This window comes from Polaribacter glomeratus (assembly GCF_002954665.1).
GTDB lineage: Bacteria > Bacteroidota > Bacteroidia > Flavobacteriales > Flavobacteriaceae > Polaribacter > Polaribacter glomeratus.
This window is the reverse complement of sequence record NZ_MSCM01000001.1, coordinates 1,014,134-1,036,646: the sequence shown is the minus strand read 5'-3', so window position 1 is coordinate 1,036,646 and position 22,513 is coordinate 1,014,134. Positions and strand designations below refer to the sequence as shown.

The window sequence follows — 22,513 nt, the reverse complement described above, 5'->3', positions numbered from 1 at the left end:
TATGAAAAATTTAAAAATAGTTTTCATTGCCATGTTTTCATTGTGCTCTTTTTTTGCAAATGCACAACAGAAAAGCATGGGGCTAGTTGTGCCAACAGATCAAGAATTTAGAAAACTTTTTAAAGTACAAGGAGCTTATATTCAGGATGGTCAAAAAGTATACGACCTTACCGTTTCTAAATTTGGTGATGAAAATGCTACTTCGTTCGATTTAAGAGATTTTGACGGTGTAACTTCTGTGAAAGATCAGGGCAATTGTGGCTCTTGTTGGGCATTTGCTGCCGTAGCAACTATTGAGTCTAGTCACGCACTAATCAATAAAGAAAAGTTAGATTTATCCGAGCAATCATTTGTTAATTGTGTTGATAATAGTGGAGGTTGTTCTGGCGGTTGGTATGACTTTGCGTATAATTGGTTACTAGAAAATGACGCAGAGTTGGCGTTAGAAGGGGAAACACCTTATCAAAAAGTTCAAAATAGTTGTACGTTATATGAAGGGAAATCAAATGTAAAAATTTCAAACTATAATTTTATTGAAGGGAATCCGTCTACAGAAGAAGTTAAAAACTTATTGGTAAGACACGGCGCCATGGCGGTATCTTTAGATGCTAATACAAATGAGTTTCTAAATTATAAAAGTGGAGTTATTCATACCATGAACACAAAACCAACGCACGCTGTAACGCTAATTGGTTGGGATGATGACAAACAAGCTTGGTTAGTTAAAAACTCTTGGGGTACTTATTGGGGTTTAGATGGGTTTGGTTGGGTAGGTTATAATACTACTGGGCTTACTGGTTTTTCTTGGGTAGATGTAACTAAAAATGATGCTGCACCAGAACCAAAACCTGAAAAAGAATTAGTAGAAATAGATTTTGTTCATGCATTGGGTTCTTTACAAGTGCACCAAGAATTGTACATACAAGTTGGTCGTAATAAGGCAAAAATCTTTGGTATGAATAAAAAAGGTGTTAAATACCATAACAGAATTTATGTACCAAAAGGAAAGCACAACTTTTTGATTATTACAACAACGATCATCAAAAAAGATAATAAAAAATCGATGCTTTTTGGAGTATCTAAAGCAAAAATTACTGTAAAAGATGATAAAACATACAAATTAGTCTACAAAGATCGAATTAAGAAATCGAATGTTTTTAATTTAACTCTTGAAGAGGATGATATTAAAGTAGATTAAAAAAAAGTTAGATATAATTTAAAAAACGACGTACATAGCTGTTTCTTAATGATTAACGAATTAAAATATGAAAGAAGAAGAGTTCTTTAAAAGATATACCTATAACGTTCAAAAAAATAATATTGGTGGTGGTAGTTTTGGCACTGTTTATAAAGCGTATGATACCATATTAGATAGAGAAGTTGCTATAAAAGTTTCTGAGGTTAAAATTGTTGGCGATAAAGAATTTTCGCTTTTAGAAGAATTTAAAGCCATTGAACATCTTCCTGTTAGCATGTATATTGCCAATTACGAAGGTGTTTTTCGTTTTATAGAAAGAAACGGAACATATGATTATGCTATAATGCAATACTATTCTTTGGGGAATCTATCGCATTATTTAAAGAACAACGAAGTTTCGTTAGAAAAAAGAGAAAGTATTACCAAAGGTATTTTAGAAGGTATTGGTTTTTTACATCAGTATAAAGTAGTGCACAGAGATTTAAAACCAAGCAATATTTTAGTAGTTGACAGAAATGGTGAGATTATTCCTAAAATTACTGACTTTGGTTTAAGCAAACAAGCAGAAGCAGATGGTAAAGCATCTCGTTTTACCAATAGTTTTGCTGGTGGAACGCTACAATATTCTAGTCCGGAGCAACTAAAAGGTTTGCCTTTAAAACTCAATACAGATTTATGGAGTTTTGGTGTGATTGCCTATGAAATTTTAACAGGCAAAACGTTGTTTGATGCTGAAAGTCAAACTACGGCAAGTGCAGAGTGGCAAAATACCATTACCCAAAAAATATTGCACGCAGACGTAAATGATGAAATAAAATCTTTATCTGCCAATTGGCAAAAAGTAGTACACCATTGTTTAGAAAGAGATGTCAATAAAAGAGCGCAAGACACATCAATATTATTTCGTTTTTTAAATGGAGAAGCCGTTTCTAAACAGAAAACGATAACACCTAATAATGATGCCACGGTTATAAAAAATGATAATCAGGAAAAAAAAGCGGTAAAAAGACCTATTCAGAAAACAGCATCAGCGAATAATGATGCTACGTTTATAAAAGGAGCCAAGCAGCCAGAAAAAATACCCTTTAAAAAACCACTGGTAGAAAAACAAACATCAACTAAATTTAAAAACAAGAACCTCTTAATTTATAGTATTCCTGTTGTATTAATTATTGCAATTGCTTTATTCTTTTTAAAGCCTTGGGAACAAGAAATAGAACCATTGGATTTACAAACGTATAAGAGTTATAAAACTGCAGCTGCAAATTTTTATCAATTAGATAGTTTAGTTTCTTCTTTAAATAATTATAAGAAAGCTGAAGTCTTTATGACAGGTTTAGACATCAGTAAAGCAACAAAACGATTACAGTTAGATGGAGTGAAAGATAGTATTGCATCGATAACTGCAAGATTAGAGTCAATTGCAGTTGCAAAAGAAACCAAAGATTGGGAAAGTGCTAAAAATACAAATACTATTGAAGTGTACACTACTTATTTAGTTGAATACCCAGCAGGCACCTTTAAGACAGAGGCAAACAGCACCATTGCTTCCATAAAAGAAGCATTGAATTCTGCGGAAGCAAAAAAGAAGCAAGAAGAACAGCAAAAGGCAATAGAGCACACCAATAGAGCTGCAAAAGCAATAAAATCTTTAGAAGAAAACATGGTGTATGTACAAGGCGGTACTTTTACTATGGGCTGCACTAGTGAGCAAACGGGTTGCTCAAGTAATGAATCCCCAGCACATGCGGTAACATTAAGTAGTTTTAATATAGGGAAGTATGAAGTTACCCAAGGGCAGTGGCAGGCAGTGATGGGGAATAACCCGAGTAGTTTTTCAGGCTGCGATCAGTGCCCAGTGGAACAGGTGAGTTGGAATGATATCCAAAGCTTCCTCAAAAAGTTAAATACGGCAACAGGGAAGCGTTTTCGCTTGCCAACGGAGGCCGAATGGGAATTTGCAGCTCGAGGCGGCAATAAATCAAGAGGCTATACCTATTCAGGTAGCAATACATTGAGTTCAGTAGGCTGGCATAGTGGTAATAGTGGAGATAAGACCCATGCAGTAGGACAGAAACAACGTAATGAGTTAGGACTATATGATATGAGTGGTAATGTATGGGAATGGTGTAGTGATTGGTATGACGAGAATTATTATAGCAGTAGTTCTTCAAATAATCCAAAAGGGCCGAGTTCTAGCAGTTATCGCGTGATTCGTGGCGGCAGTTGGCGCAATAGTGCGTCTGGCTGCCGGGTTGCTTATCGCTATGGCAACGAGCCAGACAATAGGTACGACAGCGACGGTTTTCGGGTTGTTTCTTTCTAGGTTAAAAAAAAGAGCAAAACCGCAATAAGCAGTTGCCAAAAAGGGGCGTAAGCCCAAAAAGGCAACTGCAATGAGTACCGCGTAAGCGGTCAATAATTTTTAAAATACGCTAGAGATAAAAGCCTTATTAAAAAAAGTTTAAGCTTATGACCCAAGAAGAAGCCTTAGAGAAGTTAGAATTAGAGCTTGCAAGCAGCCGTAAAAAAAGTTAAACTAAACGATGACACAAGAAGAATTTATAAACAGATACCAATTTAGTACTAAAACCGATAAAGTTGGTGGTGGTAGCTTTGGTACTGTGTATAAAGCATATGACAATATATTGCATAGAGAAGTTGCTATAAAAATTTCTGAAGTAAAACAAGTAGGTGATAAGGAGTTTTCACTTTTAGAAGAATTTAAAGCAATTAGCAATGTACCGGCTAATAAATACATTGCAAATTACGAAGATGTTTATCGTTTTGAAACATTTACGGGGGTATTCGATTACGGCATTATGCAATATTATGCTTCTGGAAATCTTTCACATTATTTAAAAAACAACGAAGTTTCGTTAGAAAAAAGAGAAAGTATCACCAAAGGTATTTTAGAAGGTATTGGTTTTTTGCATAAACATAAAGTAGTGCACAGAGATTTAAAACCAAGTAATATTTTAGTAGTAAATAGACAAGGAAATATTACTCCATTAATTACAGATTTTGGTTTAAGCAAACAAGCAGAAGCAGACGGTAAAGCATCTCGTTTTACCAATAGTTTTGCTGGCGGAACGTTACAATATTCTAGTCCGGAGCAACTAAAAGGTTTGCCTTTAAAACTCAATACAGATTTATGGAGTTTTGGTGTGATTGCCTATGAAATTTTAACAGGCAAAACGTTGTTTGATGCCGAAAGTCAAACTACGGCAAGTGCAGAGTGGCAAAATACCATTACCCAAAAAATATTGCACGCAGACGTAAATGATGAAATAAAATCTTTATCTGCAAATTGGCAAAAAGTAGTACACCATTGTTTAGAAAGAGATGTCAATAAAAGAGCGCAAAGTGCTATTGCTTTATTAATTCTTTTAAAAGGTGAAGAAATTTTAACTAAACCAGTAGTTGAAGAGTCAAAAGTTATTGTTCAGAAATCAATAATAGCGAAAAACGATGCTACAATTATCAAAGATAATAGTCAGGAAAAAAAGGCATCAAAAGAAACAACTCAGAAAACAAGTACAACCAACGATGATGTAACTATTATAAAAGTTAAAGAAAAGGAAGTAGCAGAAAAGTTTGTTAAAAAAGAATCCATAAAAAACAAAACACCTTTAAACTGGAAGATTCCTACATATATAGTATCAATACTATTAATTGGTTTTTTAGCGATTTTAGGATATAAAAATCGTTCACAAAAAAATATTTTAGTCAAAAAAAACGATAGTATAGCTTACAAAAAAGCACTAAACCTAAAATCTGTTCAAGGATACAAAACGTATCGGGAAAATTTTCCAAAAGGAATTTTTGTTTTAACATCTCTTAAAAAAGAAGATAGTTTAGCTTTTATAAATGCAAAAGATTCTTTTACCAATCAAAGTTTATTGTTATACAAAAAGGAGTATCCCTTTGGGATGTACAATGTTATAATAGATACTTTATTGCAACAAATAAAAGATAATATCATTGTAAAAAAAAAATTGCGTATAGAATTAGTAAATATAAATAGAGGTTCTTTTATTATGGGGTGTAAATCTAAATGTTTTGGAACTATTAGTGATCAAGCTTCTCCATCTCACAAGGTAACTTTGAGTAATTATAGAATGAGTAAGTATGAAATTACAAAAGGGCAATTTGAAACTTTTGTTAAATCTACAAATTATATTACAACTGCAGAAAAAGCAGGTTTTAGTTATGTGTTTACAGAAAAAGAAAGTTATGTAAAAAAAAGTGGAGTAAATTGGAGACATAATGTTACAGGTACTAAACAGCAGCCAAATAAACATCCTGTAATTCATGTAAGTTGGTTTGATGCTGTTGCTTTTTCTGAATGGGCAGGAGGTAGGTTACCAACTGAAGCAGAATGGGAGTTTGCTGCAAAAGGTGGAAATTTTAATGAAGACTTTAAGTATAGTGGATCAAATAATGTAGATACAATTGCGTGGTTTAAGGATAATAGTAACAATAACACGCATCCTGTAGGCTTAAAACAACCTAATAAATTAGGGTTTTATGATATGACAGGAAATGTACAGGAATGGTGTGGAGATTGGTATCATTTGTATGCGAGCAAGGAACAAATAGATCCTAAAGGAGAAAAAACTAGTTGGCAACGTGTAATTAGAAGTGATAATTTTACAGTGACTAAGCCTTTTTTATTTAAAACTTTTGACAGAGAATCCAATAATGCTGATTTCAGTTATTATGGACTTGGTTTTCGTGTAGCGTTCAATTAGTTTTAACATAAAAATCTATGTAAAATGATGTTTTTTAGAAATATAGTAAGTACCTAAAAGCTTCAAAATTTTGAAAATATAAAATTTAAAACATGCAAACAAGAGATTATGATGATTATATTTATATACCATCAATATTAGGTTTTAGAAAAGTAAACGATATAGGTAATGAAATATTTGTACACCAAGAAACTGATGGGTATTGTAATATTTATGCAGATAACATTAGTGTTAGTTATTTACACAGTATGAATGAGCTTCAAATAAACTCGATTCATTTTTTTGAAGATCACCATAAAAATATTTTTGAAGTTTTGTTAGCTCACTTATCTAAAAACTTTAAAAACCCAAAATTAGAATTAGGATTTAGACATGTTAATGTTGTAGATGAAAATGAAATTTGTAACTCAGAATATGTTTTTATTGATAGTACAAAGAAGAAAGTGAAAATTACAATGCATCAACTTAAATTGATTAATTAAAATATGCTTTATATAAAATTTACAATATCAAATCAAGAAAAATTTATAGCTTTTAAAGAAGTGTATAATCATATGTGTGCTGTTAGAAAACCTGGTTACCAAGAAAAAGAAGCAACCATAGATATAGATTGGGAAACTGCTACTGATGAAGATATTGACAGCTTTATGGATGGAGATAGACCAAAAATTGAGCTTTTTAATCAGTTATTTCCTGTTTATGCACAAGAGTTTTTAAGCAATTATTTTTCGTATGATAATAGCAAAAGTGTTTTGGTTAGAGCAGATATTCTACCTTATTTTAATTATTTAGAATATGGTTTTGAAGTTGATTTAAATGTTTTAGAAGAACTACAAAACAATGAAGGAATTGTAAAATTCTCTACAGATAATTATCCTTACGGAGGAATGGAACGCTTTTTAATGACGTTAAAAGCTTTTGAACTGAATCCTATTGAATGTTTTGATGGTTTTAATGTGTATCAATTTCAATGGACTTCAGATTATGAACACGATGCGATTATTTTATCAGAAAAAACAAAAGAATATCTAGAATTTTTGCAAACTAAATAGGAGTGGAGCATCATTATCAACAAACTAATTTGTAGTATTCACAAGATAAAAGCGTATGAAAATGGATTTTAAGTGCAACATTAAAATAGCTATTTTAAAAGCTTCCTTTTTTTTAATTGTGATATTTTCTTGCAACGTATCTTTTGCTCAAATTGTGAATGATATTATTATGAAAAACAAGACAAATTCCTTGTTAATACTAGAGAAACCACATTTTCCATCACCAGAAAAAGATGCATTATTTTTCTTTTCTGGCACCTATTCTTTTGATCTTTATACTTATTTTGGGAAAGTAAAGGAAGTACAAAAAATACATTCAATTTATAATCTGGCACAGGCAATTGTAAGTTCAGATACTGTTTTTTTTGAGTCTAAAAAAAAATACTTGATAAATTTAGATATCAGTAAAAAACCAATTAAAGATCTTATTGGTATTGATAGTGTTTCAAAAAAAACAGATACAATTCAATTATTTCATTTTGATGAAGATGCAAGTTATGTGTATCAGGTTTATGAGTTAAAAAATGAACAAATTATCAACTCATCAGAAAACACAAACGTACTTTATTATTCAACTGATTACAGCTATGATAAACATAAAAAACTAATTAAAATTGCTACTACAGACGATTATGGTGTTGAAGAAATTGAAACTGCTACGTATGATAAAAACGGATTGCTAACTTCTAAAAATAGTTTTGATACAAATGATGGTATAAACGTTGTAAGAACGAATTATACTTATAAAAACAAACTTCTAACCAAAGTAGAAAAAAAGGAGGTTTTGTACTTTTTACCAACAGAATTGAATAAAACAACAATTGATAAAATTGATTATTCACAATATGAAAATGATGAAACATTTATCAATCGTACTATCTTAAATTTTGAGTATCACAAAAATAATAGATTGCATAAAGTGGAAGAAATAAGTTCTGCATTTTCTAAGAAAGATGGAGTTCAATATAAAAATACTCGAACTTTTACACTGGAATATCAACCAAATAAACTTGTTATATATGCCAATTTACCAGAAAGAAGAACCTATGAATATATTTTTGATGCTTTTAAGAATCCTAAAGAAATAAATTCATTTATTATTAAAAAGGATAAAACATGGCTTCACAAAAAAACAACTTTTAAAATTTTGTATGATGAGTAATTTTTTGCTGATGAAATCCTATGCTTACTGCATGTAAACAATAAATAGATTGCGTTGGCAAAAAGGCCTTGCAATTACTAAAAAAAATAAAATGAAATCAAAAAAGTTAAGAGGACATAAACGAATTTTTAAAAATATTGAAGATTGGAAAAATGATAGTTTACAATTAGATTTAGAAAATTTAGAGCATTATCAAAGGAATTACGAAAAAGTATGGGTTCGTCCTTTTGGAGATATTTCTAATTCTGGCGCTGCAATTCCGGTACCAAAAAGGAAAGCACGTAAATTAATTTTAGACGGTTTAATTAAAATTTTTAATAGTTGGGAAGTGCAATTAAAAACAATAGACAAACCCTATTATTTAGCTATTTGGCTGTTTGAACCAAACCTAGAAAACTCGCAAGTTGTCTGCGCAATCGGCGATTTTTTAACTTTTTATGATGTTACTTTTTATCGCCCAGAAGTACAGAGAAAAATGCCTACTCAAAATTATGGGAATCTAAAAAAGGAGTTAGATACTTTTGATTGGATATATGCTTTGGAAGAAAATTATTTTACCAATGAAGATCTAGAATTGGAAGAAGATTGTTACAATAGCCTAAAAGATTATAAATCAAGTCAAAAATGGTATAAGAGAAAATTAAAAGAAAATCCTAGAAATTATACCGATAAATTTGACAGAACAACGTACTATACTAAAAAAGGAACTGTTTGGATTGGCACCAGAAATTAACCAAATATTCTCTTTCTCTTGGAAAGTAAATTGAAACCTATTCTATATTTATTGAGAAAAATAGTCTTTAGTTCAATTAATAACACAATTTAAAAGTTTACCAAATCTATTTCACAAATTGTTGTGATAATAAGTTAGCTTAAAGTTAAAATAAACGGTTTTTTAATTTTTTAACACAAGTTTATTTATAATATTTTAAAATTAATTCTTTAAATAGCCTGATTAATAAAATCTTCATATTCGTAGAAAAAAAGTTCAAATTTGGGCATTACATCCATATAAAATTCATAACAGTTACGCCATGTATTTTTGTTGTGAATATTAAATTTATCATCTAAAGGCACATAAATTCGTCTAATAATTTTGCCACTTTCTAATTCATAGGCTTCATTAAAAATAATTTCAGGAATTTCAGTTTCTAATAAAACTTTTAAAGAAAGCATTTGGTCATACAATAACTCGTTTGCAATTTCGTCTGTATGTTCGATGTCTAAACAAACCATTGCTTTCTTTTTATCGGCCACAAATTTAAAGGTAAATCCTTTTATTTTTGTGTTATATAACAACCATTTTCTAGGAAATGATTTCCCAAAACTAGTCCAAAATTCTTTACGTAATTGTGCAGCTTCCTCTTTTGAAAACATTAATTTCAGTTATCAGTTATCAGTTATTAGTTATAAAGTTCAATGATAACTTTTTATTTGTAATTTCTTATTGATTTTATCCGTGAATTTTAGCTTCAGAACCACGATCTTTCATCATTTCTGCTTCAAAAGCTACTAAAGCATTCCATTTTTTATCAACGATTTCTCTATCTTGATATTTACGTGCAAACGTTAAAAAAGTAGTGTAATGGTTTGCTTCAGAGACCATTAAGTTGTTATAGAATTTAGATAACTCTTCATCTTCCATGTTTTCAGAAAACACTTTAAAACGCTCACAACTTCTAGCTTCGATAAGCGCTGCTACCAACAAACGTTGAATTAAAGCATCTGTTCTGTCTTTTGTTTTGTTAAAGAATTTTTGTAAGCGAATAGCATAATCGTTTTTTTGCTCACGACCTAAAACCATTCCTCTTTTTACCATTAATAAGTGTACCATTTTAAAATGCTGCATTTCTTCAATGGCAATATTGCTCATTTCTTTAACAAGTTCTGTTTCTTCGGAATAGTTAATAATAATAGAAACGGCATTCGAAGCTGCTTTTTGCTCTAAAAAAGCGTGATCTGTAAGTATTTGTTGTAAATTATCTTTAGCTATTTCTGCCCAAGATGTTCTTGTTTCAAATTGTAATCCTAACATAAAAATTATATTATTTTTTGTAAAGCAATGCCAAAATAGGCAAGTGCTTTCATTTCTTTAACGCTTGCAAAACGCTCATTACCTATAATTAGGAGTCCGTTTTTACTAGCTTCAATATGGTATTGTTTGTTACTCTCAAAAAACAAAATTAACTCATCTGTAAAAAATGTTCTAATTTTTTCTTCATTTTTTCCTGATAAATAAAAACGTCTACTAAAATCTGGATGCGCATCAATATCAATATCTTTATAACCCGCAAAATGTAAAATATATTCAAAAATGCCCTCTTGGTCTAATGTAAAATCTGGGATTTCATTTTTAGGATGAATATGTAACATTGTAGCCTTAATTACTTGTTTGGCAATAAGTTCTCCTTCAGAAAATTGTACATCAAAAATGGAGCAATCTTCGTTTGAAAGTACATTAGAAATTTTATTTATTTCACGTGTTTTAAAATACCCAAAAGTAGGCAGTTCTTCAACTTCTTGAGCAGAAAAAGCATCGTACTTCCAGTGCATTTCTTTGCTGATTTTTTCAATAGATTTTTGTCTCTTGGTTAAAACTTTTACAAATGAGTTTGCTTTTTTAGGTAAAATTTTGCGCAAAGCAAAAGGATGACTGCTTATTGACTTTGAATCATCTAAACCAATAACTTCAAAATGACCACCTTTTCTAGTAAAAGTTTGTGCATAATTGTTCATGTTTTCCATAACGGAATGGTCTACAAAATCGCACATAGAAAAATCGATTATAGCTTCTTCTGTTTCTGGAATCTGATTTAATTTTGATTTTAGTTTTGTGTAGTTTAAAAAACTAGAAAAATTCTTTACACTTACATAATATTTACCATCTTCTTTAAACATTAAAACATTGGGTTTTAATATGTTTTTAAAAAATAGTTTTGCGTTTTTATTAATAATGATATGTATAATAAATGTTGCTAAAATACCTACTAAAATACCTGTTATTAAACTAGTTGCAATCGTTGTTAATAATGTAATTAAGAAAATAATTAGTTGTTCTTTACCAACTTTAAAAACCTTTTTAATGTTTTCTGGTGACGCTAATTTATAACCTGTATAAACTAAAATTGCTGCCAAAGCGGGCAGCGGAATTTTACGTAATTCTGTTGCAAACAATAAAATAAAAGCGACTAAAAAAAGTGCGTGAAAAAAATTAGCAGATTTATTAGAACCATTATTATTTACATTTACAGAACTTCTGGCAATAACAGTAACTACATTCAATCCGCCTAAAAAACCACTAATAACCGTTGCTAAACCTAGCGCTCTTATATCTTTATTTACATTAGAGCGTCTTTTTAAAGGGTCTAATTTATCAACAGCTTTAATACTTAGTAAACTTTCTATACTCGAAATTAAGGTAATACCAATAACTGCATTTAAAAAGGTCATTTCATATATTTTTCCAAAATCAGGAAAAGCAAAATTTGATAAAATATCGTCGGGCAAATTAATTAAAAGACTCTGATCAATAGGATATTCTGTTGTTGAAAAAATATCAAAATAATAGTACAAACCAACACTTAAAACTACAATCCACATTGGTGCAGGGATTAATTGAAAATATCGATTTCTAATTTTACTATAAAAAATCATAATTAGTAAACTTACAATACCCACTAAACCAGCATAAAACATACTAGCGTTATTCGTATTTAGCAAGTTGATAATGCCTTCTGGTACTTGTAAAAGTAAATCGATAATACTTCCGTTTGCATCCGTATTACCTAACATTACATGAATCTGTTTTGCTAAAATTCCAATTCCAATAGCCGCCAGCATTCCTTGAATTGCTGATGAAGGAAAGAAATCGCCCAAAGATCCCATTTTTAAAAAACCAAGAATAATTAAGAGAATTCCAGAAATTACAATAGCTGCCAAAGTATATAGAAATCCTTGCTGCATATCTCCATTACCAAGCGTTGTAATTGCGGCAAGAATAACAACAACCAATCCGTTTCCTGGACCTGTAATTGTAACGTTAGAGCCACCTAATAAAGAAACTACAATCCCGCCAACAATAGCCGCAATAAGTCCAGAAATAGGTGGTGCACCAGAAGCTAAAGCCAGTCCTAAACCTAAAGGAAGTGCTATTAAAGAAACGACGAAACCAGCAAATAAATTTTTAGGTATTTCCGATACAAATGTTTTAAAAGTACTTTTCTTCTTCATTTATCTTACAATTAAAACATCAGTTGGTAATTCTGATAAAATATATTCTATATCGTGTGGAAAAATTCTATCAATAAGACCAGATTTTATAGGAGCATTCATAACTAATAAATCGGCTCTTTTTACTTTTGCATAATGACCAATAGAGTAGCCTCTTTTTCCAAAAATACTTTGCATTTTTACAGTAAGGTTAGCACAATCAATATCTTTTAAAATATTTTTTACACGCCTATCTTCTCTTGTTGTAATTCTTTCTTTAGCAATATTTGCCCTTCTTAAAGATTTATCATCATTAACAGTAACATGCAATTCTTCTTGTTTAATTTCCTCTACAATCGTTATTTTTTTACAATCTAATTTTTTAGCAACTAAAAAGGCTGTTTTAATAGTTTCTTCTGTTCGGTCTTCTTTTAAACCGCTAACTACTATGTGTTTAAATTTAAATCTTTTTACTGATGGTTTAATTAATAAAAGTACAGAGCAAGGTGATTTTCTTGTAATTTTTCTTGCAATAGAACCTACATAATATTTTAATAAGTTTTCTTGTTGTAAAGCTCCTAGAATTAATAAATCTATATTTTCATTGGTGCAGGTTTGTAAAATAACGTCTACAGGTTTTCCGTCTTGCCAAATAGCTTTAAAACCTCTTTTTAAATTGTCAGCTTCATTTAAAAGAGCATTTAAATCAGTAATTTTTTGATTTGTTTTTTCTCCAACGTGAACACCTACAAGCTCAGCATCAAACATGTTAGCCAATCTTACGGCTTCAAAAATATTCGGTTTTAAGTTAGGAGAAAAGGCAATACCAATAAGTATTTTATCTATTTTATGCAACAGGAAAGAGTTTGATATTTGGTTATGTACGCAAGATAAGAAACTTTATAAGAAAGAAAAAAACTAAGATTTTAATTTTTAAGATGAATAAACATTCCTAAATTTACATTTAAACACATATTAATAACAATGTTAGAATTAGCAGGAATTATAATTTTAGGAATATTGGCGCAATGGGTTGCATGGAAATTTAAAATCCCGGCAATTTTACCACTAATTTTGATAGGTTTATTAGTAGGGCCAATTGCTGCAGCGTACTTAAGTGAAGACGGCTCTAAATGGATAGAACCAATATGGAATGGAGAAAAAGGCTTATTTCCTGGTGATAATTTGTACTATTTTGTTTCATTGGCAATTAGTGTCATTTTATTTGAAGGAGGTTTAACTTTAAAAAGAGAGGAAATTAAAAACGTGGGTCCTGTAATTACAAAATTAATAACCTTGGGTTCTGCTATTACTTTTTTTGGTGCAGGAATTGTAGCACATTATGTTTTTGAATTAGGTTGGGAAATGTCTTTTCTTTTCTCTGGATTAATTATTGTTACTGGGCCAACTGTAATTACACCAATTTTAAGAAATGTTCCGTTAAAAAAAGATATTTCAACAGTTTTAAAATGGGAAGGAATTTTAATAGATCCAATAGGTGCATTAGTAGCTGTATTGGTTTTTGAATTTATTAGTGTTGGTGGTGATGGCGGATTTACTAAAACTGCATTAATTGAATTTGGTAAAATCTTATTATTTGGTACTACTTTCGGTTTTACATTTGCACATGCATTGGCCTATGCCATCAATAAAAAATTAATTCCGCATTATTTATTAAACGTTGTTTCTTTATCAACAGTATTGTTGGTTTTTGTAGAATCCGAAGTATTTGCCCATGAATCTGGTCTTTTAGCTGTTGTAGTTATGGGTATGGTTTTAGGTAATGGAAAATTAAAAAACTTAAAAGAACTACTATATTTTAAAGAATCTTTGAGTGTTTTATTAATTTCTATGCTGTTTATTTTATTAGCTGCAAATATCAATATAGAAGATTTAATGTTACTTTATACCTGGAAAACTGCTGCATTATTTGGTATCGTTGTTTTTATAATTAGGCCTTTAGCTGTTTTTGTATGTACTATTAATTCTAATTTAAAATTTAACGAAAAATTATTTATAAGTTGGGTTGGACCAAGAGGAATCGTAGCAGCCGGTATTGCTTCTTTATTTGGCAGTAAATTATTAAAAGAGGGCGTAGAAGGTGCAGAATACATTACTCCTTTGGTTTTTATGATTGTTTTAGGAACCGTACTTCTAAATGCAACTACAGCAAGATTATTTGCTAAAATGGTTGGTGTATTTCTAAAAAGTTCTAACGGAATTTTAATTATTGGTGCTTCTAAACCATCTAGGTTAATTGCCAGATTTTTAAGAGACAAAGGTAAAAGGGTAGTCCTTATAGATTCTAATAAGAAGTTTATAGAACAGGCTTTAGAAGATGGTTTAGAAGCATTTAATGAAAATATTTATGATGATAATTTAACTGATAATATAGAGTTAAATGATGTTGGATATTTAATAGCTTTAACGGGTAATGATTCTGTAAATATGCATGCTTTAAATAGTTTTTCTAAAGATTTGGGTGAGCATGGTTCGTATAAAATTGCCTCTTCTATAGAAACCCAAAATGCATCAAAAAAAGAAAGAGAAAGTTTTTTTACGCCAAATGATGATTTTATAAATCTAAGCGAAGCTTATAGAGAAAATCCTAAAATTAATGAAGTAAAAATTGAATCCGAAAAACAATACAATAATATACTAGAATTGTTGGCACTTGAAGAAAAATCAATTCCTTTATTTATTGAAAAAGGAGAAGGTTTATATTTGGTCCCTGAATTTGAAAAAACCAAGGAAACTAGAGAGAAGTGCGTGTTATTCTATTTAGGAAAAAAGTTAGTTTTTCAAGAATAATATGTACTTTCTATATTCTTAGCATCTTCAATTATTTCTGATGGATACTTATATAATTCTAAAATCTTTATGGCATTTTTAGTTTGTAATTTTCCTTTTTTAATTTTATGATCAAAAAGGAGTTTATTATTTTCAATATGCTCACTAAAATGAAATAATTCATATTTCTCTTTTTGTAATAAATCTGTTAATTCTATATCATGCGTAGATACAAAAACAGTGTGATGGTCTTTATTTAAATAAGATAAAATGGCTTTTCCGCCAGAAATTCTCTCAACCGTATTTGTGCCTTTAAAAATTTCATCTAACACAAATAAACAAGGGTTTTTATCATTAGATGCCTCAATTAATTCTTTTATATTTAACACTTCTTGCAAATAATAACTAGTGTTTTTTAACAAATCGTCTGTAATTCTTATCGAAGAATATACTTTATAAAAAGGTGCAGCATACTCATCTGCAAAACAAATATGCAATGTTTGTGCTAAAATGCTGTTTATAGCAACTGTTCTTATAAAAGTAGTTTTGCCAGACATATTAGAACCCGTAAGCAACAAACTTTTTTGGCTTAAACTCACATCATTTAAAACACAATTTTCTATCAACGGATGGTAAATTCCTTTTACACTTAATTCATTTTTATCAGTAAAAGTTGGTTTACATATTTTTAAATTACCAGATTTTAAGGAAGCTGTAGATATTGAAGCATCAATTTCGCCAATAAAAAGAAACATGTTTTCTATACTTTTTCTTTCTTTAGAAATCGCGCCCAAAAAACTATAAAAAACCAAGTATTCTACATTAAATAAAATTTTAATAATTTCAAATAAAAACCAAAAAGCGAATAAAAATTCGTTGCTAATATTTTTTTCAAAAGCTATAAATTCTGATTTATTTTGAATAGTTTGTATCCTCTTTATAAATGATGTGTCTTTAAAATGAGCCGCTATTTTAGAATTTGAACTTAATTTTTTACTTACTTTTAAAGCCCTAGATAATTGATGTACACCATTTAAATAATATGTTACACTATGCTTGTTTTTATAGTGAAAAACCATATTTACAGCTAAAATAGGAATCAACAAAAGCCCAAATAATGGATAAATTAAAATCAATACTATTGATGAAATTGCCAAAAAAGTTAAAGACCAAATTAACCAGATATATTTTGGTTTTTCTAGTTGTTCTTCATTAATTAAATCCTCTAAATAATAAGAGTTATTGCTATTCAATTTTGCTAATTCTAATTGACAATAAACACTTAAGTCTTTCTCATTTTCAAAAATAGTAGTTAAGGCATCAAACCTTAATAAATCTTCAATAGTACCAACAGTTCTTAATTTATAGTATAAATATTGTTGACCAATTTTTGAGGAAGTTCTATCAACAAACTTAAAAACGGCATCGATATCAAAATCAATATTATTTTTTTCTGATAGAATATGAAACGCTTTTCTCTTATGAGCATTGTTATTAAAATACTTGCCAATTGCAAAGAAATTATAATGTGCTGTTTTAGTCTGCTTTCCCCAATTTTCAACTAACTGTTTTCTAGTTTTTTTTAATCTATTCTTTTTATGATAGTTATCTATTAAAAAGAGTATGATTAGCATACATAGAACTCCTAAAATATAATTCATAAACCTAAATTTAAAAAGAGTGTGTATCTATATGTAGTCTAAAACCTTAAGAAGTTACATATCTAGCTCAAAAGTTTGGCGTAATTTTTCTAAAAGGGGATTCTTTTCCTTCATTTTATTAAATTTTTCTAAAGGAGTGTAAGCAAACTTTTTTTCAACACTTTCATTTAGTTTTACATGAATGGTTATTCCGTAATTATTGGTTTTTTCACGTAAAAAGTTCAATAATTTTGGTCTCCCTTTTCTAAATTGATCTTCCATCAATTTATTTGGTACTGTAAATGAAACGCTAAAATTTTCTTCTAATTTAGGAACATCCGTAGCAACAATAGAAGCCATGCTGTTTTCGCCTTTACTTCTAAGTAGATTTACATACGCTTCCCAAAATAGTTGCAATTCATTTTCTGAAAAAGCATCTTTTGGGTGATTGTCAAAATTTTCTTCAATAACAGCTTTCTTTTCTTCTTTTTTTTGATGAATGCTTTTTAAAGAGAGAGAAGAAGTACGTTTTATAGCAGAATTTAAAACAGGTTTTTTAACCTCTGACTTTGATTCTGAAACCTTTTCTTGCTTAACGATTACTATTTTTTTTATAGGCTTTACAATTTCTTTTACAGCAGGAGAAAGTGCTTGAAAAAATGTTGCAGGAATTATGTAGTTAGCTGGTTTTTTTTTTTCTCCATCAAAAGTGATAGAGGCAATTTGCATTAAAGTTAATTCAACCAGCAATCGCTGATTTTTACTAGCTCTATAATTTAAATCGCACTCATTTGCTTTATTGATGGATTGTAATAAAAACGGAATACTAGCTTTGGTAGCTTGCTCTAAATATTTCTTTTTTGCGCTGTCGCCAACTTCTAATAACTCGATTGTTGCTTTGTCTTTAGCTACTAATAAATCTCTAAAATGACTAGCCAAACCGTTTATAAAATGATGCCCTTCAAAACCTTTTCCTAAAATAGTATTGAATGCATTTAATACACCAGGAATGTTGTTAGTCAACAATAAATCTGTCATATTAAAATAAGAATCGTAATCTAACACATTTAGGTTTTCTGTAACCGCTTCACGAGTTAAATCCTTTCCAGAAAAACTTACAACTCTATCAAAGATTGATAAAGCATCGCGCATTGCGCCATCTGCTTTTTGAGCAATAATGTGTAAAGCATCATCTTCTGCAGTAATATTTTCTTTTTCGCAAATCGTTTTTAGATAATTTTTAGCATCTAAAACACCAATTCTTTTAAAATCAAAAATTTGACAACGAGATAAAATAGTAGGAATAATTTTATGCTTTTCTGTAGTTGCTAAAATAAAAATAGCATGTGCAGGAGGTTCTTCTAAAGTCTTTAAAAAGGCATTAAAGGCAGATTGAGAAAGCATGTGTACTTCATCAATAATATATACTTTGTATTTTCCTGTTTGTGGTGGTATACGAACTTGGTCTGTTAAACTTCTAATATCATCTACAGAATTGTTAGAAGCAGCATCCAGCTCAAAAATATTGAAAGCAAAATCTTCATCTTCTCCAATTTCTACACCTTGTTGATTTATTTTCTTCGCCAAAATCCTTGCACAAGATGTTTTACCAACACCTCTAGGACCCGTAAACAGCAAAGCTTGCGCTAAATGATTATTTTTTATAGCGTTCTCTAACGTATTTGTAATGGCTTGTTGCCCAACAACATCCTCAAAATTTTGAGGACGGTATTTACGCGCAGAAACTATAAAATGCTCCATTTAAGTATATTTAAAATAAAATAGCTATTTAAATGTAGTCGAAAATGCTTAAAATTTATAAACTTTCAACTTCGCTTTAAGGAGATATCTTAGAATTTTTAGATTAAGTAACAAAAATAGGTATCTCAACTATTTTTCACAAATTGGTTTCTTAAAAAAATGCTAAAGTTGTAAACAAATTGTACGAAGTTCTAAATTGATACGACTAAACTTGTAATTCGTTTTTTTTTCGAATTAAAAGTCGCGAAATTTGCATTTAAGGTTTTAATCTTATTTTAAGTGTAAATTTTTATTAACCTATATAAAATCAGAATATGAAAATTATAAAATCAGTTTTTACTTTTAGTGTCGTATTACTTTTAATTTCTTGCTTAGGTTTTTCTAAAAAAGAAGAAGTTTCTAAAGTACCTTATAAACCTTCTAAAGAAACCAAGGTAGCTTATTTTGCAAGTGGTTGTTTTTGGTGTGTAGAGGCTATTTTTGAAAGTGTAACAGGAGTAGAGGAAGCTGTTTCTGGTTATGCTGGCGGTTTTACAAAAAATCCTACTTATCAATCTATCGGAACAGGAAAAACAGGACATGCAGAAGCTGTTGCGGTTTATTACAATCCTGAAAAAGCAAGTTTTGAAACGCTTGTAACCGTTTTTTTTGGCTCTCATGACCCAACAACTGTTAACGGACAAAACCCAGATTATGGAACACAATACAGATCTATTGCTTTTTATGAAAATGATAAAGAAAAAGCGATTATAGATAATGCAATTTCAAAATTAAATAAAGAAGTTTACAACGGTAAAATAGCAACGGAAGTTACAAAGCTTACAAAATTTTACGAAGCAGAAGAATATCACCAAGATTTTGAGAAAAGAAATCCTAATCAAAGTTATGTTAAAGCCGTTTCTGTACCAAGATTAAATAAGTTTAAAAAGAAATTTCCTAGTTTATTAAAGAAAGAGGTTCATTAAAAGTTGTCTAAGACTTTTCACGAAAAAAGCTACAAATTTATAAAACGAACTATAAAAAACGTTTTCTAAATTTGAAGCTTTTTTTAATTAAAACTAAAATTATTCTTTTCTAGATTTCTTTACTTGTTTTGCAGCTTTCTTCTCTTTAGGAGTTTTTGATGCTTCCTTTTTAACATTTTTTCTTGCGTCGTTACTTTTTGCCATGTTATTGTTTGTTTTTTGGTTTCTATTTTTTATTGCTGAATTTTTTAAGTTTTACAGCTTAACTTATTATTCCTTTTATGAATAGATTTCTATATGATTTAAACTATTATTATCGGTTTTAACTAATGTGAAAAATAATACTAAAGTTACTTTATTTATTCAAATTAAGCTAATTTACTATTTTTACCGAATATACTTCAACTAAAAACCTTTTTACATAAAAAAAACCTCACAAAGCGAGAGGTTTTAGAATTATAATGGAAAGTAAATTACTCTTTTACTTCTACAGGTGCTTTAACACCTAATTTATTCATAACTAATTGTGTAATATCAAATTTTTCATCAAGGTATGCAAACTGATTTCCACTTGTAGTTAAAACTTGTGTGTATTTATTTTCTTTTGAAACTTGTTCTATAGCATCATTTAATAATTTATACAAAGGACGCATTAGTTCGTTTTGCTTTAATTGCATTAATTTATTTCCATTTTCTTGATATTTCTTTAATTCCTGTTCCATTGAAGTAATTTCATTTACCAATGTTTTTTTCATTAACTCACCATATTCAGCTTCATTTTTTCTAAAGTCAGCTACTTTATCTTCGTAATCTTTTGCTTTAATTGAAAAAGAAGAATCTAATTTTGCACCATAATCTTGTGTTTTTTCAACAACAATCTTAGTTTGTGGCATAATACTTATAATGTATTCGCTGTTAATTGTACCAACTTTTGATTGTGCGATAGATAGTGTACTAATAAAAACGATAAAAAGAATTGTAATTTTAAATTTCATAATGTGTATTTTGTAGAGCAAAGATATAAAAGTAGTTGAATTGCAAAAATTTAGTAGTATTAAATATCGTTAATTTTATCAGAAATTTTATTTATTATTTTATTGATATCCGTTTGATAATCAAACCACAAAATTTCTTGGTCTTTTTTAAACCAGGTACTTTGTCTTTTTGCAAAACGTCTTGTATTTTTTTTTATTTCAGATATTGCAAAATCTTGGGTGAATTCGCCATCAAAAAAAGAAAACAATTCTCTGTACCCAACAGTTTGTAAGGCGTTTAATTCTTTATTAATATATAGGTTTTTTGCTTCTTCTACTAAGCCATTAGCAAGCATATTATCTACTCTTGTGTTAATTCTGTTGTAAATAATTTCTCTATCGGCAGTTAATCCTATTTTAATTGCTGTGAAGTTTCTAGTTGTTTTTGGTTTATTTTTAAAACTAGAGTAGGGTATTTTTGATCCAATACAAATTTCTAAAGCTCTCGTAATTCTGTGAGGATTATCAATCGCTATTGAATTATACGTTTCTAAATCTAACTCTTTTAATTTTTCTTGAAGTGATTCGATTCCTTTCTCTTGCAGTTGATAAGTTAATTGCGCTCTTATTTTTGGATCTACATCAGGAAAATAATCAAGTCCTTTTAAAACAGCATCAATATATAAACCACTTCCGCCAACCATAATTTGAACTGGATTTTTTTGAAACAATTCGTCCAATTTAGAAAGTGCATCTCTTTCAAAAGTTCCTACATTATAATCATCAAAAATACTTCTATTTTGTATAAAATGATGCGTGGCAGAACCTAATTCATCTGTGTCTGGAACGGCTGTACCAATAGTCATTTCTTTATAAAACTGTCTAGAATCCGAAGAAATAATATCTGCTTTAAAGTAGTTAGCCAATTGAATACTCAAAGCAGTTTTGCCAATTGCAGTTGGTCCAACAATTGTAATTAAATAGTTTTTGGAACTCATTTTTTAAAATTTACTGCCGCAATTATGGCAAAAACTAGCATTTTCTTTATGTTTTTCTGCGGCACAAGTATTACAAGTATGCGTGTTTAAATCTATGTTTTTTTTTGCAATTTCAGAACTTACAATACCCGTAGGAATTGCAATAATACCATAACCTAAAATCATAATAACACTTGCAATTAACTGGCCTAAAGGGGTTTGTGGAGCAATATCACCAAAACCAACGGTTGTTAAAGTTACAATTGCCCAATATACACTTCTAGGAATACTTGTAAAACCGTTTTCTGCACCTTCTATCATATACATTAAAGTACCTAAGAGGATACATATAATGACTATAAAAAATATAAATACTGCAATTTTGGCTTTACTTGCTTGTAGTGCTTTCATTAAAGTATTAGATGCGCCAATATAACGGGTTAATTTTAAAATTCTAAAAACACGCAACAAACGCAATGCTCTAAAAGCAGCTAGGTGATGAGAGTTTAATAAAATTAAAGAAAGGTATTTAGGAATTGTAGATAACAGATCAATAATACCATAAAAACTAAAAATATATTTAAATGGTTTTTTTATAGATATTATTCTTAATATATATTCAATAGAAAAGAGAATTGTAATGATCCATTCAGAAATATTTAAAAAGTTATGGTATTTAGCATCAAAACTTTTAATGCTTTCTAACATAACTAATATAATACTAGCAAGAATTGCAATTAGTAGAATTACATCAAAAAGTTTACCTTCTTTTGTATCCGCTTCATAAATAATTTCATGAATTTTTTCTTTCCAGTCTGCTTTTTTGTTCTCGTTTTTCAATTTAGATCAGGATTTCTATTACAATACTACAAATATTTACTGGATTTTTAAATATTTAACTTCATTTTTCTCCTTTATTCATAGGGATTTTAAAAATAAATTAAAAATAATCGTTTTTTTTAAAACCGTACTTCAATTCTTCTCGTAAGTATGTGTGAGATTCAATTAAAAATAACTTAAAACTCACAAAA

At 29.5% G+C, this 22,513-nt stretch carries 18 protein-coding genes; 9 read left to right on the top strand and 9 right to left on the bottom strand.

Features of this window, described 5'->3' with window-relative positions; all coding sequences use genetic code 11:
- Position 1: 1 nt before the first annotated feature.
- From BTO16_RS04410 to BTO16_RS04380, 7 genes are all read left to right on the top strand, one after another.
- Positions 2 to 1,198, top strand: a complete 1,197-nt coding sequence (locus tag BTO16_RS04410) for a C1 family peptidase (RefSeq protein WP_105020426.1) — start codon at positions 2 to 4, stop codon at positions 1,196 to 1,198.
- 67 nt (positions 1,199 to 1,265) lie between these two features.
- Positions 1,266 to 3,524 (top strand): bifunctional serine/threonine-protein kinase/formylglycine-generating enzyme family protein, encoded by a 2,259-nt coding sequence (locus tag BTO16_RS04405; protein WP_105020425.1) that lies wholly within the window; start codon positions 1,266 to 1,268, stop codon positions 3,522 to 3,524.
- A gap of 220 nt (positions 3,525 to 3,744) precedes the next feature.
- Complete coding sequence (locus BTO16_RS04400) at positions 3,745 to 5,952, top strand: bifunctional serine/threonine-protein kinase/formylglycine-generating enzyme family protein (RefSeq protein WP_105020424.1); 2,208 nt, start codon at positions 3,745 to 3,747, stop codon at positions 5,950 to 5,952.
- A gap of 92 nt (positions 5,953 to 6,044) precedes the next feature.
- On the top strand, positions 6,045 to 6,434 hold the full coding sequence (locus tag BTO16_RS04395; protein WP_105020423.1) for a hypothetical protein: 390 nt from the start codon (positions 6,045 to 6,047) through the stop codon (positions 6,432 to 6,434).
- A gap of 3 nt (positions 6,435 to 6,437) precedes the next feature.
- Complete coding sequence (locus BTO16_RS04390) at positions 6,438 to 7,004, top strand: hypothetical protein (protein WP_105020422.1); 567 nt, start codon at positions 6,438 to 6,440, stop codon at positions 7,002 to 7,004.
- 169 nt (positions 7,005 to 7,173) lie between these two features.
- The gene (locus tag BTO16_RS04385) at positions 7,174 to 8,166 is read left to right on the top strand and encodes a hypothetical protein (RefSeq protein WP_146105338.1); all 993 of its coding nucleotides are present in this window, start codon (positions 7,174 to 7,176) and stop codon (positions 8,164 to 8,166) included.
- Between the two features lie 91 nt (positions 8,167 to 8,257).
- The gene (locus BTO16_RS04380; RefSeq protein ID WP_146105337.1) at positions 8,258 to 8,899 is read left to right on the top strand and encodes a hypothetical protein; all 642 of its coding nucleotides are present in this window, start codon (positions 8,258 to 8,260) and stop codon (positions 8,897 to 8,899) included.
- A 209-nt stretch (positions 8,900 to 9,108) separates the two neighbouring features.
- Here the strand turns inward: BTO16_RS04380 and BTO16_RS04375 are convergent, their stop codons facing one another.
- The 4 genes from BTO16_RS04375 to BTO16_RS04360 all read right to left on the bottom strand — a co-directional run bounded on the left by BTO16_RS04375 (position 9,109) and on the right by BTO16_RS04360 (position 13,230).
- Positions 9,109 to 9,543 carry a DUF4268 domain-containing protein gene (locus BTO16_RS04375; RefSeq protein WP_105020419.1) on the bottom strand — a complete coding sequence of 145 codons (435 nt, stop codon included), beginning with the start codon at positions 9,541 to 9,543 and terminating at the stop codon, positions 9,109 to 9,111.
- A gap of 76 nt (positions 9,544 to 9,619) precedes the next feature.
- Positions 9,620 to 10,201, bottom strand: coding sequence for a tRNA-(ms[2]io[6]A)-hydroxylase (gene miaE / locus BTO16_RS04370; protein ID WP_105020418.1), 582 nt, complete (start codon positions 10,199 to 10,201; stop codon positions 9,620 to 9,622).
- 5 nt (positions 10,202 to 10,206) lie between these two features.
- Complete coding sequence (locus BTO16_RS04365; RefSeq protein ID WP_105020417.1) at positions 10,207 to 12,396, bottom strand: SulP family inorganic anion transporter; 2,190 nt, start codon at positions 12,394 to 12,396, stop codon at positions 10,207 to 10,209.
- On the bottom strand, positions 12,397 to 13,230 hold the full coding sequence (locus tag BTO16_RS04360) for a universal stress protein (protein ID WP_105020416.1): 834 nt from the start codon (positions 13,228 to 13,230) through the stop codon (positions 12,397 to 12,399). It lies immediately after the preceding gene.
- A 129-nt stretch (positions 13,231 to 13,359) separates the two neighbouring features.
- On the opposite strand from BTO16_RS04360, the gene BTO16_RS04355 reads away from it, so the two are divergent.
- Positions 13,360 to 15,186: a cation:proton antiporter gene (locus BTO16_RS04355; protein WP_105020415.1), complete on the top strand. Its 1,827-nt coding sequence runs from the start codon at positions 13,360 to 13,362 to the stop codon at positions 15,184 to 15,186.
- Here the strand turns inward: BTO16_RS04355 and BTO16_RS04350 are convergent.
- Both BTO16_RS04350 and dnaX read right to left on the bottom strand, forming a co-directional pair.
- Positions 15,177 to 16,826 carry a MutS-related protein gene (locus tag BTO16_RS04350; protein ID WP_105020414.1) on the bottom strand — a complete coding sequence of 550 codons (1,650 nt, stop codon included), beginning with the start codon at positions 16,824 to 16,826 and terminating at the stop codon, positions 15,177 to 15,179. The genes BTO16_RS04355 and BTO16_RS04350 overlap by 10 nt on opposite strands.
- Positions 16,827 to 16,880: 54 nt before the next feature.
- The gene (gene dnaX / locus BTO16_RS04345) at positions 16,881 to 18,566 is read right to left on the bottom strand and encodes a DNA polymerase III subunit gamma/tau (protein WP_105020413.1); all 1,686 of its coding nucleotides are present in this window, start codon (positions 18,564 to 18,566) and stop codon (positions 16,881 to 16,883) included.
- Between the two features lie 314 nt (positions 18,567 to 18,880).
- Between dnaX and msrA the strand changes: the two genes are divergently transcribed.
- Positions 18,881 to 19,531, top strand: a complete 651-nt coding sequence (gene msrA, locus BTO16_RS04340) for a peptide-methionine (S)-S-oxide reductase MsrA (RefSeq protein ID WP_105020412.1) — start codon at positions 18,881 to 18,883, stop codon at positions 19,529 to 19,531.
- A 473-nt stretch (positions 19,532 to 20,004) separates the two neighbouring features.
- Here the strand turns inward: msrA and BTO16_RS04335 are convergent, their stop codons facing one another.
- The 3 genes from BTO16_RS04335 to BTO16_RS04325 are packed head-to-tail and all read right to left on the bottom strand — an operon-like array spanning position 20,005 to position 22,322.
- Positions 20,005 to 20,526: an OmpH family outer membrane protein gene (locus tag BTO16_RS04335; protein WP_211298196.1), complete on the bottom strand. Its 522-nt coding sequence runs from the start codon at positions 20,524 to 20,526 to the stop codon at positions 20,005 to 20,007.
- Positions 20,527 to 20,585: 59 nt separating this feature from the next.
- Entirely contained in the window at positions 20,586 to 21,503 is a 918-nt protein-coding gene (gene miaA / locus BTO16_RS04330) for a tRNA (adenosine(37)-N6)-dimethylallyltransferase MiaA (RefSeq protein WP_105020411.1), read from the bottom strand.
- A 3-nt stretch (positions 21,504 to 21,506) separates the two neighbouring features.
- The gene (locus BTO16_RS04325) at positions 21,507 to 22,322 is read right to left on the bottom strand and encodes an ion transporter (RefSeq protein ID WP_105020410.1); all 816 of its coding nucleotides are present in this window, start codon (positions 22,320 to 22,322) and stop codon (positions 21,507 to 21,509) included.
- Positions 22,323 to 22,513: the final 191 nt, after the last annotated feature.